General features: G+C 59.7%; 12 protein-coding genes. All 12 read right to left on the minus strand.

Annotation, left to right across the window (positions count from 1 at the left end; all coding sequences use genetic code 11):
- Nucleotides 1-136: 136 nt before the first annotated feature.
- Entirely contained in the window at nt 137-1,492 is a 1,356-nt protein-coding gene (nuoF, locus tag ACYZUC_RS30805; protein ID WP_008032727.1) for an NADH-quinone oxidoreductase subunit NuoF, read from the minus strand.
- Nucleotides 1,489-1,986, minus strand: a complete 498-nt coding sequence (nuoE, locus tag ACYZUC_RS30810) for an NADH-quinone oxidoreductase subunit NuoE (protein ID WP_008020715.1) — start codon at nt 1,984-1,986, stop codon at nt 1,489-1,491. Before nuoE ends, nuoF begins: the two co-directional genes overlap by 4 nt.
- Nucleotides 1,987-1,988: 2 nt before the next feature.
- Nucleotides 1,989-3,773 (minus strand): NADH-quinone oxidoreductase subunit C/D, encoded by a 1,785-nt coding sequence (gene nuoC, locus ACYZUC_RS30815; protein WP_461992473.1) that lies wholly within the window; start codon nt 3,771-3,773, stop codon nt 1,989-1,991.
- A 72-nt stretch (nt 3,774-3,845) separates the two neighbouring features.
- The gene (locus tag ACYZUC_RS30820) at nt 3,846-4,520 is read right to left on the minus strand and encodes a NuoB/complex I 20 kDa subunit family protein (RefSeq protein WP_007946424.1); all 675 of its coding nucleotides are present in this window, start codon (nt 4,518-4,520) and stop codon (nt 3,846-3,848) included.
- Nucleotides 4,521-4,530: 10 nt separating this feature from the next.
- Nucleotides 4,531-4,944: an NADH-quinone oxidoreductase subunit A gene (locus tag ACYZUC_RS30825; RefSeq protein ID WP_003223812.1), complete on the minus strand. Its 414-nt coding sequence runs from the start codon at nt 4,942-4,944 to the stop codon at nt 4,531-4,533.
- A 643-nt stretch (nt 4,945-5,587) separates the two neighbouring features.
- Complete coding sequence (gene aceA / locus ACYZUC_RS30830; protein ID WP_008032724.1) at nt 5,588-6,913, minus strand: isocitrate lyase; 1,326 nt, start codon at nt 6,911-6,913, stop codon at nt 5,588-5,590.
- A 475-nt stretch (nt 6,914-7,388) separates the two neighbouring features.
- Nucleotides 7,389-8,150 (minus strand): secretin N-terminal domain-containing protein, encoded by a 762-nt coding sequence (locus ACYZUC_RS30835; RefSeq protein WP_461992476.1) that lies wholly within the window; start codon nt 8,148-8,150, stop codon nt 7,389-7,391.
- A gap of 217 nt (nt 8,151-8,367) precedes the next feature.
- Nucleotides 8,368-8,793, minus strand: coding sequence for a GNAT family N-acetyltransferase (locus tag ACYZUC_RS30840; RefSeq protein WP_017339601.1), 426 nt, complete (start codon nt 8,791-8,793; stop codon nt 8,368-8,370).
- Nucleotides 8,786-9,955 (minus strand): ribosomal protein uL16 3-hydroxylase, encoded by a 1,170-nt coding sequence (locus ACYZUC_RS30845; protein ID WP_008041240.1) that lies wholly within the window; start codon nt 9,953-9,955, stop codon nt 8,786-8,788. The genes ACYZUC_RS30840 and ACYZUC_RS30845 overlap by 8 nt, the downstream gene beginning before the upstream one ends.
- Nucleotides 9,956-10,041: 86 nt before the next feature.
- On the minus strand, nt 10,042-11,412 hold the full coding sequence (gene purB / locus ACYZUC_RS30850) for an adenylosuccinate lyase (RefSeq protein ID WP_008032719.1): 1,371 nt from the start codon (nt 11,410-11,412) through the stop codon (nt 10,042-10,044).
- A 127-nt stretch (nt 11,413-11,539) separates the two neighbouring features.
- Nucleotides 11,540-12,163, minus strand: a complete 624-nt coding sequence (gene hflD / locus ACYZUC_RS30855; RefSeq protein WP_150631138.1) for a high frequency lysogenization protein HflD — start codon at nt 12,161-12,163, stop codon at nt 11,540-11,542.
- Nucleotides 12,160-13,305, minus strand: coding sequence for a tRNA 2-thiouridine(34) synthase MnmA (gene mnmA, locus ACYZUC_RS30860; RefSeq protein ID WP_461992479.1), 1,146 nt, complete (start codon nt 13,303-13,305; stop codon nt 12,160-12,162). Before mnmA ends, hflD begins: the two co-directional genes overlap by 4 nt.
- Nucleotides 13,306-13,355: the final 50 nt, after the last annotated feature.

Genomic DNA, 13,355 nt, shown 5'->3' on the forward strand with positions numbered 1-13,355 from the left:
GTTCAAAGTTCTTCGTTGGCCCGGTGTCAGCGGGCGTGGCTAATGGAATCTTGTTATTCGCGTGAATCAACACAGCCGTTCAAGGCGTCATCACACGAGAAGGCGAACGGCACGGACCGTTCGCCTTTTTTAAGCGTTAAGCGCCGACTACGATCGGCCTTGCCAGAGGCGGGACGACGGCGCTGACAGGCGCGATGCCGGCTTCGAACTCATGGCGGAAGTATTTGATTGCGCTGCCCAACGGCTCCACGGCGCCCGGTGCGTGAGCACAGAAGGTTTTGCCTGGGCCGAGGAAACCGACCAGACCCAGCAGGGTCTCGATGTCGCCTGGCTGGCCTTCACCGTTCTCGATGGCCATCAGCAGCTTGACGCTCCATGGCAAGCCATCGCGGCAAGGGGTGCAGAAACCACAGGATTCGCGGGCGAAGAACTGCTCCATGTTGCGCAGCAGGGAAACCATGTTGACGCTGTCGTCCACCGCCATGGCCAGGCCGGTACCCATACGGGTGCCCACTTTGGCGATGCCGCCGGCGTACATTTGTGCGTCCAGGTGTTCCGGCAACAGGAAACCGGTACCGGCGCCGCCTGGCTGCCAGGCCTTGAGCTTGTAACCGTCGCGCATGCCGCCGGCGTAGTCTTCGAACAACTCGCGACCGGTGACGCCGAATGGCAATTCCCACAGGCCCGGGTTCTTGACCTTGCCGGAGAAGCCCATGAGCTTGGTGCCCATGTCTTCACTGCCTTCGCGGGCCAACGATTTGTACCAGTCCACGCCATCGGCAATGATCGCCGGGACGTTGCACAGGGTTTCAACGTTGTTCACGCAAGTCGGCTTGCCCCACACGCCAACGGCGGCAGGGAAGGGCGGCTTGGAGCGCGGGTTGGCGCGGCGGCCTTCGAGGGAGTTGATCAGTGCGGTTTCTTCACCGCAGATATAACGCCCGGCGCCGGTGTGGACGAACAGCTCGAAATCGAAGCCGCTGCCCAGGATGTTCTTGCCCAGCAGGCCGGCTGCCTTGGCTTCTTCCACGGCACGGTTGAGGTGCTTGGCGGCGGTGGTGTATTCGCCACGCAGGAAGATGTAGCCACGGTAGGTTTTCAGCGCGCGGGCACTGATCAGCATGCCTTCGATCAGCAGATGGGGCAGTTGCTCCATCAGCATGCGGTCTTTCCAGGTGTTCGGCTCCATTTCATCCGCGTTGCACAGCAGGTAGCGGATGTTGATGGATTCGTCTTTCGGCATCAGGCCCCACTTCACGCCCGTGGGGAAGCCTGCACCGCCGCGACCTTTCAGGCCGGCGTCTTTCACGGTCTGGACGATGTCGTCCTGAGCCATGTCGGCGAAGGCCTTGCGCGCAGCCGCGTAACCGTTCTTGGCCTGGTACTCGTCGAGCCAGACAGCCTCGCCGTCGTCACGCAGGCGCCAGGTCAGCGGGTGAGTCTCGGCCGAACGCTTGATGCGGTTGGCAGGACCGAAGGAAGTCAGGGTCATACGTAGCCCTCGAGCAATTTGGCAACGCCGGCAGGCTGCACATCACCGAAAGTGTCGTCGTCGATCATCAACGCCGGCGCCTTGTCGCAGTTGCCGAGGCAGCAGACCGGCAGCAGGGTGAAACGACCGTCGGCGGTGGTCTGGCCCAGGCCGATGCCGAGTTTGCTCTGGATTTCGCTGACTACCGATTCATGGCCGCCGATGTAGCAGACCATGCTGTCGCAGACGCGAATGATGTGGCGACCGACTGGCTGACGGAAGATCTGGCTATAGAAAGTCGCCACGCCTTCAACGTCGCTCGCCGGGATGCCGAGGATCTCGCCGATGGCGTAGAGCGCGCCGTCAGGCACCCAGCCACGTTCCTTCTGGACGATCTTCAGGGCTTCGATCGACGCCGCGCGCGGGTCTTCGTAGTGATGCAGCTCGTGCTCGATGGCCGAGCGCTCGGTTTCACTCAAGGTGAAACGGTCTGTCTGGATAAGCGTGCTGTTCATGCTTAGCGGTCCACGTCGGCCATAACGAAATCGATACTACCCAGGTACGCAATCAAGTCCGCGACCATGCTGCCTTTGATCACCGAAGGGATCTGCTGCAGGTGCGGGAAGCTTGGGGTGCGAATCCGGGTGCGGTAGCTCATGGTGCCGCCATCGCTCGTCAGGTAATAACTGTTGATGCCCTTGGTCGCTTCGATCATCTGGAAGGATTCGTTGGCCGGCATGACCGGGCCCCACGAAACTTGCAGGAAGTGCGTGATCAGGGTCTCGATGTGCTGCAGCGTGCGCTCTTTCGGCGGCGGCGTGGTCAGCGGGTGATCCGCTTTGTACGGGCCTTCCGGCATGTTGCGCATGCACTGGTCGATGATCTTGATGCTCTGGCGCATTTCTTCGACGCGCACGATGCAACGGTCGTAGGCATCGCCATTGGCGGCCAGCGGTACTTCGAATTCGAAGTTCTCGTAGCCCGAGTATGGACGCGCTTTACGCAGGTCGAAGTCGCAACCGGTCGAACGCAGGCCTGCACCGGTGACGCCCCATTCGAGGGCCTCTTTGGTGTTGTAGGCAGCGACGCCGATGGTCCGGCCTTTGAGGATGCTGTTGTCCAGTGCGGCTTTCTGGTATTCGTCCAGACGCTTTGGCATCCACTCGACGAAGTCTTTCACCAGTTTTTCCCAGCCGCGCGGCAGGTCGTGGGCGACGCCGCCGATGCGGTACCAGGCCGGGTGCAGACGGAAACCGGTAATGGCTTCGATCACCGTGTACGCCTTCTGGCGGTCGGTGAAGGTGAAGAACACCGGGGTCATGGCGCCGACGTCCTGGATGTAGGTACCCAGGAACAGCAGGTGGCTGGTGATCCGGAAGAACTCGGCCATCATGATGCGGATGACGTCGACCTTCTCGGGCACCTTGATGCCGGCCAGCTTTTCGACCGAGAGCACGTACGGCAGGTTGTTCATCACGCCGCCGAGGTAGTCGATACGGTCGGTGTACGGAATGAAGCTGTGCCAGGACTGACGCTCGGCCATCTTCTCGGCACCACGGTGGTGGTAGCCGACGTCAGGCACGCAATCGACGATCTCTTCACCGTCCAGCTGCAGGATGATGCGGAACGCACCGTGCGCGGAAGGGTGGTTGGGACCGAGGTTGAGGAACATGTAGTCCTCGTTCGCTCCGGAACGCTTCATGCCCCAGTCTTCAGGCTTGAAGCGCGCGGCTTCTTCCTCAAGCTGTTGCTTGGCCAGGTTCAGGGTGAACGGGTCGAACTCGGTGGCGCGGGCCGGGAAGTCCTTGCGCAGCGGGTGACCTTCCCAGGTCGGCGGCATCATGATGCGGGTCAGGTGCGGGTGGCCGGCAAAGTCGATGCCGTACATGTCCCAGACTTCACGCTCGTACCAGTTGGCGTTTGGCCAAAGGCCGGTCACGGTCGGCACGCTGAGGTCGCTCTCGGACAAGGCGACCTTGATCATCACGTCACTATTACGTTCGATCGACATCAGGTGATAGAACACAGTGAAGTCGACGCCGCTTGGCAGCCCTTGACGCTTGGTGCGCAGGCGCTCGTCCACGCCGTGCAGGTCATAGAGCATGACGTACGGCTTGGGCAGGTTGCGCAGGAAGGTCAGGACTTCGACGAGTTTGGCACGGGCAACCCAAAGCACCGGCATGCCGGTGCGGGTAGGCTGGGCGGTGAACGCCTCGGGGCCAAAACGGTTATTCAGTTCGACGACCACATCCTGGTCGTCTGCCTTATAAGGCGGGATGTACAGAGCACTGCCTGTAGTCATGGTTATTTATCGCTTTCGGTCAACGTAAAGAATGAAGCCAGTGTCTCGTTCTATATAAGAAGCAGATCTGGATCAGACTTCGTCGGGGCTGCGCAGGTTGGTGACTGCGATTCGCTGTTCGCGGCGCTTTTCCTTCTCGGAAGGCATCTCGGCGCGATACACGCCTTGATCACCTACGACCCAGGAAAGCGGACGACGCTCCTGTCCAATCGACTCCTGCAACAGCATCAAGCCTTGCAGAAAAGCTTCAGGGCGGGGCGGGCAGCCAGGCACGTAGACGTCCACGGGCAGGAACTTGTCCACCCCTTGAACGACTGAGTAGATGTCGTACATGCCACCGGAGTTGGCGCACGAACCCATGGAGATGACCCATTTAGGTTCGAGCATTTGCTCGTAGAGACGCTGAATGATCGGCGCCATCTTGATGAAGCAGGTACCGGCGATAACCATGAAATCCGCCTGACGCGGCGATGCCCGGATAACCTCGGCGCCAAAGCGCGCGATGTCGTGGGGCGCCGTGAAGGCGGTGGTCATTTCCACGTAGCAGCACGAAAGGCCGAAGTTATACGGCCACAGGGAGTTCTTGCGCCCCCAGTTGATCGTGCCGTTAAGCACGTCTTCGAGCTTGCCCATGAAGATGTTTTTGTGGACTTGATCTTCTAACGGATCGGAAACGGTTTCCCGTTCGCCAATCGGATACTGCTCGTTAGGAGCATCGGGGTCGATCCTGGTGAGATTGTATTGCATTGCCAAAGCCTCATTGTTTCAGCTTCGCTTGCCGCTTACGACGAGCTTCCGGAGCCCAGTCAAGGGCGCCCACTCGGAATAGGTAGACAAGGCCTGCCAACAGAATTGCTATGAAAACGAGAGCTTCGACGAATCCGGTCCAGCCGCTTTCGCGGACGGACACAGACCAGGCAAAGAGAAAAAGGGCTTCGATATCGAAGATCACGAAGAGCATCGCGACCAGATAGAATTTGGCTGAGAGCCGCAAGCGGGCGCCACCTGTAGGTAGCATGCCGGACTCGAACGGTTCGTTTTTGCTGCGGCCCCAGGCTTTTGACCCGAGGAGGCTGGAGACGCCGAGCATGAAGGCGCAAAGGCCGACGACGCCCAGAAGGAAAATGGCAAAGCCCCAGTTGTGGGCCATGAGTCCTGTCGCTTCGGGCATGCTGGTAATCCTTAACAGAGAGCAAAGGTCTCTGAGCTTGAAAAAGAAACAAAGCAGTGACGATATGTCGCAGCAATCAATCCCGCTGATTTTATGGCACAACACCGTGCAAGTAAAATTCCTATAGCGAAATTATTTATAGGAATAAGGACATAGCGCACCTCCAAAGTCCCGCAGCCCATGCGTTGCGGGCATTAGCAGGCTTTTCATCAATTATGTTTTGTAGGGAATGTAACGAACATAGTTTGCGCTAAATGATAATCAATATTGTTTGAAGCGGTTTTCAAACTGTTTAACGGGTAGGTGGGTGGAAAGTTGTCTTATATGCGCGTTACTGCAAGTAGCGGGCGGCACCGTTTTACCCTGTTTTTCTGATCGTGAAACTGCGCTGGATCAAGGATTTTTCCTGAATCACCACCGTCCTTCTGTAGGAGTGAGCCTGCTCGCGATAGTGGTCTGTCAGATGGCATCTTTGCTGGATGTGCCGGCCTCATCGCGAGCAGGCTCGCTCCTACCAAGGTTTTGCGGTGTTTGTTGGATTGCGCGCAAAAAAACGCCCCGAACCAGTCGGGGCGTCAGATGTGCAGCGTTGCGGTTAGCTTTTTATTCGGTCCGCAACGGCCGTTCGTTCAGGTGAAGCAGATCAGTGGAACTGTTCTTCTTCAGTCGAACCGGTCAGTGCGGTAACCGACGAGGAACCGCCCTGGATCACGGTGGTCATGTCGTCGAAGTAGCCGGTGCCCACTTCCTGCTGGTGAGCCACGAAGGTGTAACCCTTGGCGGCGTCGGCGAATTCCTGCTCTTGCAGCTTCACGTAGGCAGTCATGTCGTTGCGGGCGTAGTCGTGCGCCAGGTTGAACATGCTGTGCCACATGTTGTGAATGCCGGCCAGGGTGATGAACTGGTGCTTGTAACCCATGGCGGACAGTTCGCGCTGGAACTTGGCGATGGTCGCGTCGTCCAGGTTTTTCTTCCAGTTGAAGGAAGGCGAGCAGTTGTACGACAGCAGTTGGTCCGGGTATTCCTTCTTGATCGCTTCAGCGAAGCGACGGGCTTCGTCCAGATCCGGCTTGGCGGTTTCGCACCAGATCAGGTCGGCGTACGGAGCGTAAGCCAGGCCGCGAGCGATTGCCTGGTCCAGGCCAGCGCGCACTTTGTAGAAGCCTTCCTGGGTACGTTCGCCAGTCACGAATGGCTGGTCGTACGGATCGCAGTCGGAAGTCAGCAGGTCGGCCGCGTTAGCGTCGGTACGTGCCAGGATGATGGTCGGAGTACCGGCAACGTCAGCCGCCAGACGGGCAGCGGTCAGCTTCTGTACGGCTTCCTGGGTAGGAACCAGTACCTTGCCGCCCATGTGGCCGCATTTTTTCACGGAAGCCAGTTGGTCTTCGAAGTGAACGCCGGCGGCGCCTGCTTCGATCATGCTCTTCATCAGCTCGTAAGCGTTCAGTACGCCGCCGAAACCGGCTTCGGCGTCAGCCACGATTGGTGCGAAGTAGTCGATGTAGCCTTCGTCGCCCGGGCCCTTGCCGGCTTTCCACTGGATCTGGTCAGCACGACGGAACGAGTTGTTGATGCGCTTGACCACAGTTGGAACCGAGTCCACCGGGTACAGCGACTGGTCCGGGTACATCGATTCGGCGGAGTTGTTGTCCGCAGCCACTTGCCAGCCCGACAGGTAGATCGCCTGGATACCGGCTTTGACTTGTTGTACAGCCTGGCCGCCGGTCAGGGCGCCCATGCAGTTGACGAAATCTTTCTCAGGACGGAAGGACGGCTTGGCGCCCTGGGTTACCAGGTTCCAGAGCTTCTCGGCGCCAAGTTTTGCAAAGGTGTGCTCAGGTTGAACCGAGCCACGCAGGCGGACGACGTCAGCAGCGGAGTAAGCGCGTGTCACGCCTTTCCAGCGTGGGTTTTCAGCCCAGTCTTTTTCGAGGGCTGCAATTTGCTGTTCGCGTGTCAGTGCCATGGAGATAAACCTCGTCGCGTCTTTTACGGAAAGTTGTTCTGCGGTGGAAAATTCATGCGCTCGCAGACCAGAAGCTTGGGCGGTCAAGTCGAATTCGGCGGGGTTGGCGACGGGATGAACGATGGGCTCGAGGGGAAGTGAGCAGGTAAGGGCGGACTGGCGAGCGCATTCGGGCGTCGTGGGCCTTTATACGAACTTCAGTGTGATGCCGGGTTACCTAAATACGCTTCCGTCCCTCGGGACAACTTCGTTCCAGTCGGCAACCTCGTCAAACACACCTTGTGGGCGGTACAGACACGAAACGGCTCGCGGGGTAGGTGCGAGCATCGCCTCGAAGGCCCTTGCCAGGGCCCCTGATTAGCGGGAGCGAGGCCATCATGCCTTCGCTTTTTTGGCTCGTCAAACGTTTTGTAGTGCTTTTTTTCGAGCACTACATCTTTGGTCTAATACGACTAATCAGTCAGTTTTTGGTGGTTTAGTCCAAAGTATCGACTTTCACCCGCAGGGTCATGTCATCCCGGCCCTGAGTCGAGTAGCTGCGGGTCATGCCCTGTTTGTCGGCCTGAGTCTGGCGATTCACGCCGGCGAGGGTGATCCATTCGCCGAGGCGGCCGGTGACGGTTGTGTCGGTGCTTTGCACGTTCACTACATCGGGACGTTCCTGGCTCATGCGGTCACGGTTGGTACTGATCGACAGGTGAACGATGTCGCCGGTGATGCTGGCGGTGACATAGAAACCCTGGGTGACGTTGCGGTATTCGGTCTGGCTGCGGGGATCGCCATACGAATCGATCTGTGTGCTGGTCAGCGGCACACTCTGACCGACCTGGATCAGCGCCGGTGCGCCTTCGCTGGCCTGGACTTGCTGAATACCGCCGTCACGACTTTCAGTGCTGCGATTGATGATTCGGGTCTGGCTGGGTTTGGCGCCGTTCACCGAATAACCCTGATCGCCCTGGAAGTTGTTTTCGTTGGTGTCGACGGTGATCAGCAGGCGCTTGGGTTGCGTGTCGAGTTGGGCGATAAGCGCTTTAAGTTCGTCGATCTTGCGCTGATCGGCATTGACGATCAGTTGGTTGCCGTAGGCGCTGACCTGGCCGTCCTTGCCGATAAAGTCCTGCGCCATCGGCAGCATGTCGGCGCTGGTGTGGTAGTTCAACGGCACGATCTCGGTGGCCGCCATGACCGAAAAACTGCAGGTCAGCAGCAGCGTGGTGAGCAGGGTGCGTAGGGACATATCCGTTATCTCCGCCAACTTCAAAGTGTTGATATTGCCAGTTTGTCGGCCCAGGGTGGGGCAAGTTGAATCCTAGACAGCAAAACGCCCCGGCATCCGAAGATGGCGGGGCGTTTTGTGGTGTGCTTTCGGGCCTCTTCGCGGGCAAGCCTCGCTCCTGCAGGTTCAGTGTGATTCTGTAGGAGCGAAGCTTGCTCGCGAAGGTCGCGCCGCGGTTTTAAGCCGAATGCCGGACCATGTCCACATGCGGAATCCCGGCTTCCAGGAACTCCTCACTGACCAGGCTGAAGCCCAGGCGTTCATAGAACGCCGTCGCCTGAACCTGCGCGCTCAGCATTTGTTGCTTCAGCCCGCGCTTCTCGGCTTCACCGATCACCGCTTGCATCAGCGCGTCGCCAACCTTCAAGCCGCGCCAGTCTTTCAGCACCGAAACCCGGCCAACATGCCCATCGGGCAGCAGGCGCGCGGTGCCAATCGGAAAGTCACCTTCGAAGGCCAGGAAATGCACCGCTGTTGCGTCATCTGCATCCCATTCCAGCTCGGGCGGAACGGATTGCTCGGCGATGAACACCGTCTCACGAATGCGCCGGATCTCGGCGTTATCCTTCTGCCAGTCTGCGACACGTACGTGAATTTTATTCATCGGCAAACCCCAGGCTTCCTTGCTTGATCAGTTCGCAAATCAAGCCGCGACCGTCTTCGTCGCTCAGCCATTCGCCGAGGTTGTCGATGTGCAGCGCATCGGCAGCGCAGATCAACTTCAGCAGATCGCGCAGTTTGCCCGGCAGATAACGGCTCTGACCGCTGGCGAACAGCAGCAGGTCGTCATCGACTTCGGACCAGGCCATGCGGGCGCTCGGGTTGCGGATCAGTACGGCGCCTTGCTCCAGGCTGGCAAGCAGGTCGTCTTCTTCGATTTCTTCAGGGCCGACCACCAGTTCCGGGTAGCGCGGTTCGGTCATGAACTGGCCGAACCAGGTCAGCAGCAGGCGCTCGTCGCTCATGTGCTCGGCCAGCAAGGCTTTCAGGCGATCGAGGGCGTCGTGCTGGATCTGATGCGGATCGACCGCAGGCAGGGCGTCGGCGTCGGTGTAACGCTCTTCGTCAGTCAGGAACTGGCTGAGGAAGTCGGTGAAGTGGGTCAGCACTTCAGCGGCGCTCGGTGCGCGGAAACCTACGGAGTAGGTCAGGCAGTCATCGACGGCCACACCGCAGTGGGCCAGGCGTGGCGGCAGGTAGAGCATGTCGCCCGGTTCCAGCACCCACTCATCGGTGGCTTCGAAATCAGCCAGGATGCGCAGGTCCGCGTGTTGCAGCATCGGGCTGTCGGAGTTGCACATCTGGCCGATTTTCCAGTTGCGCTTGCCGTGGCCTTGCAGCAGGAACACGTCGTAGTTGTCGAAGTGCGGACCGACGCTGCCACCCGGCGCAGCGAAGCTGATCATCACGTCGTCGATGCGCCAGCTCGGCAGGAAGCGGAACTGTTCCAGCAGTTCGCTGACTTCCGGCACGAACTGGTCAACTGCTTGCACCAGCAGGGTCCATTCGGTTTCCGGCAGCTTGCTGAATTCGTCTTCGGCAAACGGGCCGCGGCGCAATTCCCAAGGGCGCTCGCCGTGCTCGATGATCAGGCGCGATTCAACTTCTTCTTCCAGCGCCAGGCCGGCCAGTTCGTCGGCGTCGATCGGGCTTTCGAAATCAGGGATCGCCTGACGGATCAGCAGGGGTTTTTTCTGCCAGTAGTCACGCAGGAATTCGCGCGCCGTGATGCCGCCCAGAAGTTGAAGAGGAATGTCAGGATTCATGTGTAACCTATTGAAAAAAAGCACTTTTCAGACGGGAATAAAAACGCCCGGCGCTGCCGGGCGTCTCAAACGGGTAAAGCGGTCGATCAGATGCGCTTGGCTTGCTCTACAGCGTTGCCGATGTAGTTCGCCGGGGTGAGCAGTTTCAGCTCGGCCTTGGCGGCGGCAGGCATGTCCAGCCCGTCGATGAAAGTTTGCAGCGCTTCAGGGCTGATGCCCTTGCCACGGGTCAACTCTTTCAGCTTCTCGTACGGGTTTTCGATGTTGTAGCGACGCATCACGGTCTGGATCGGCTCGGCCAGGACTTCCCAGCAAGCATCGAGGTCAGCAGCGATTTTCTGGGCGTTGAGCTCCAGTTTGCTGATGCCTTTGAGGCTGGCTTCGTACGCGATCACGCTGTGGGCGAAGCCGACACCGAGGTTACGCAGTACGGTGGAGTCGGTCAGGTCGCGCTGCCAGCGGGAGATCGGCAGTTTGCTCGCCAGGTGCTGGAACAGTGCGTTGGCGATGCCCAGGTTGCCTTCGGAGTTTTCGAAGTCGATCGGGTTGACCTTGTGCGGCATGGTCGACGAACCGATTTCGCCAGCGATGGTGCGCTGTTTGAAATAACCCAGGGAGATGTAGCCCCAGATGTCGCGGTCGAAGTCGATCAGGATGGTGTTGAAACGCGCGATCGCGTCGAACAGCTCGGCGATGTAGTCGTGCGGTTCGATCTGCGTGGTGTACGGGTTGAAGCCCAGGCCCAGCTCGTCTTCGATGAAGGCGCGGGCGTTGGCTTCCCAATCGATCTCAGGGTAGGCCGACAGGTGTGCGTTGTAGTTGCCGACAGCGCCGTTGATCTTGCCCAGCAGCGGAACGGCAGCGACTTGAGCGATCTGACGCTCCAGACGGTAAACCACGTTTGCCAGTTCTTTGCCCAAGGTGGTCGGCGAGGCCGGTTGACCGTGGGTGCGCGACAGCATCGGCACGTCAGCGAAACGGATCGCCAGTTCGCGGATGGCTTCGGCAGTCTGGCGCATCAGCGGCAGCATGACGTCATCACGGCCTTCGCGCAGCATCAGGGCGTGGGACAGGTTGTTGATGTCCTCGCTGGTGCAGGCAAAGTGGATGAATTCGCTGACAGCAGCCAGTTCCGGCAGCTTGGCCGCTTGCTCTTTGAGCAGGTATTCGATGGCTTTGACGTCGTGGTTGGTGGTGCGCTCGATCTCTTTGACACGCTCGGCGTGCTCCAGAGAGAAGTTTTCCGCCAGGGTGTTCAGCACAGCGTTGGCTTCGGCGGAGAACGCCGGCACTTCGCTGATGGCAGGGTGAGCGGCGAGGCGCTGGAGCCAGCGCACTTCAACCAGCACGCGAGCACGGATCAGGCCGTATTCGCTGAAAATTGGGCGCAGGGCCTGGGTTTTGCCGGCGTAGCGGCCGTCAACAGGGGAAACCGCAGTGAGCGAAGAAAGCTGCATGGGGTGTTCTCGGACAGTCGGGCAACGAAATGGGGCGCGTATCATACATGAAAAAATCCGCCGGTCCGTTGCCAACTGACCAGCGTATTACGCGTTACTGATTACAAAACGGTGTTGCGGGCGCGGTTCAGCTGCTGCGCATCAGCGGGTAAAGCTCTTTCAGCAATTTGCGGCGGCTGACGACCAACTGCCAGCGATGACCGCCCAACTGCCGCCACAGGCGCGCCGAACGAATCCCGGCCAGCAACAGTGCGCGGATCTTCGAAGCGTTGCTCGGCTGCTGCAGGTTGCGCATGTCGCCGTGGACCTGAATCCGTTGGCGCAAGGTGCTCAGGGTGTCCTGGTACAGCGCGCCGCAAGCGGCGATCACATTTTCGTGCGCCGGGCCGAAGTGTTCGACCTGGGACTGAATCTGCGGCAGGCGCTTGCCGATCACGTCGAGCATGTCGCCGCGCTTGGCCAGTTGACGCTCCAGCCCGAGCATTGCCAGGGCGTAGCGCAGCGGTTCGCGTTGCAGGGTGCTCGGGTCGCGTTCAAGGGCGCCGATCAGCGCGCGATAACCTTCGCGCAGATTGATGTCGTCGCCGCCGTAGACTTCCAGCGTGTCCTTGGGGTCGCGAATCAGCAGGCTGCCAAGCATGCACGTCAGGCCGGCTTCGCTGGTCTGGCCGGTCTTGGCGATCTTGTCGACAAGGACGGCGGCGAGAAACACACCGCCCAGCGCCGTCAGTTGCTCCTGAGTGGGGCTCATTGCTGCTCGCCTTGAAGGGTGCCTTTGCTGGTCCACGGTTCCGCCACTTCAATCACGCCGCCGCCGAGGCAGATTTCGCCGTCGTAGAACACCACGGACTGACCCGGGGTGACCGCGCGTTGCGGGTCATCGAAGGTTGCGCGGTAGCCGGTGGCGGTTTTCTCCAGCGTGCACGACTGGTCGCTCTGGCGATATCGCACTTTGGCGGTCAGCTTGCGCGGCTCGCTCAGGTCGATCGGGTTGACCCAATAGATATCGGAGGCGAGCAGGGCGCGGGAGAACAGGTAAGGGTGCTCATTGCCCTGGCCAACGATCAGCTCGTTGTGTTCCAGGTCTTTGATCAGCACGTACCACGGCTCGTCGCTGGCGTCTTTCAAGCCGCCGATGCCCAGGCCCTGACGCTGGCCGATGGTGTGGTACATCAAGCCGTGGTGGCGGCCGATGACTTCACCTTCGGTGGTTTTGATTTCGCCTGGCTGCGCCGGCAGGTACTGCTTGAGGAAGTCGCTGAAGCGGCGTTCGCCGATAAAGCAGATCCCGGTGGAATCCTTTTTCTTCGCGGTGGCGAGTTCGTATTTTTCGGCAATCGCCCGCACTTGCGGTTTTTCCAGCTCGCCGACCGGGAACAGCGTCTTGGCGATCTGTTCGCCGCCGACGGCGTGCAGGAAGTAGCTCTGGTCCTTGTTCGGGTCCAGGCCCTTGAGCAGTTCGGTGCGGCCGTCGATGTCGCGGCGGCGCACGTAGTGGCCGGTGGCGATCAGGTCGGCGCCGAGCACCATGGCGTAGTCGAGGAACGCCTTGAACTTGATTTCGCGGTTGCACAGGATGTCCGGGTTCGGCGTGCGACCGGCCTTGTATTCGGCCAGGAAGTGCTCGAACACGTTGTCCCAGTACTCGGCGGCGAAGTTGGCGGTGTGCAGCTTGATGCCAATTTTGTCGCACACGGCCTGGGCGTCCGCCAGGTCGTCCATGGCGGTGCAGTATTCCGTTCCATCGTCTTCTTCCCAGTTCTTCATGAACAGGCCTTCCACCTCATAACCCTGCTCGATCAGCAGGAGGGCGGAAACGGAAGAGTCCACGCCGCCGGACATACCGACAATGACGCGCTTCTTTTGTGTGTCAGAAGGGGCTGGATCACGCATAGGGATTCAATGAGTGTCTTGAAAAAGGACGCGATTCTAGCAGGCCGCAG

This window comes from Pseudomonas sp. GT1P32 (genome assembly GCF_054897805.1).

What these genes read in the sequence shown, in the direction of transcription:
- nuoF (WP_008032727.1), bottom strand. Translation starts at nt 1,492, where the DNA reads ATGACCCTGACTTCCTTCGGTCCTGCCAACCGCATCAAGCGTTCGGCC.
- nuoE (WP_008020715.1), bottom strand. Translation starts at nt 1,986, where the DNA reads ATGAACAGCACGCTTATCCAGACAGACCGTTTCACCTTGAGTGAAACC.
- nuoC (WP_461992473.1), bottom strand. Translation starts at nt 3,773, where the DNA reads ATGACTACAGGCAGTGCTCTGTACATCCCGCCTTATAAGGCAGACGAC.
- ACYZUC_RS30820 (WP_007946424.1), bottom strand. Translation starts at nt 4,520, where the DNA reads ATGCAATACAATCTCACCAGGATCGACCCCGATGCTCCTAACGAGCAG.
- ACYZUC_RS30825 (WP_003223812.1), bottom strand. Translation starts at nt 4,944, where the DNA reads ATGCCCGAAGCGACAGGACTCATGGCCCACAACTGGGGCTTTGCCATT.
- aceA (WP_008032724.1), bottom strand. Translation starts at nt 6,913, where the DNA reads ATGGCACTGACACGCGAACAGCAAATTGCAGCCCTCGAAAAAGACTGG.
- ACYZUC_RS30835 (WP_461992476.1), bottom strand. Translation starts at nt 8,150, where the DNA reads ATGTCCCTACGCACCCTGCTCACCACGCTGCTGCTGACCTGCAGTTTT.
- ACYZUC_RS30840 (WP_017339601.1), bottom strand. Translation starts at nt 8,793, where the DNA reads ATGAATAAAATTCACGTACGTGTCGCAGACTGGCAGAAGGATAACGCC.
- ACYZUC_RS30845 (WP_008041240.1), bottom strand. Translation starts at nt 9,955, where the DNA reads ATGAATCCTGACATTCCTCTTCAACTTCTGGGCGGCATCACGGCGCGC.
- purB (WP_008032719.1), bottom strand. Translation starts at nt 11,412, where the DNA reads ATGCAGCTTTCTTCGCTCACTGCGGTTTCCCCTGTTGACGGCCGCTAC.
- hflD (WP_150631138.1), bottom strand. Translation starts at nt 12,163, where the DNA reads ATGAGCCCCACTCAGGAGCAACTGACGGCGCTGGGCGGTGTGTTTCTC.
- mnmA (WP_461992479.1), bottom strand. Translation starts at nt 13,305, where the DNA reads ATGCGTGATCCAGCCCCTTCTGACACACAAAAGAAGCGCGTCATTGTC.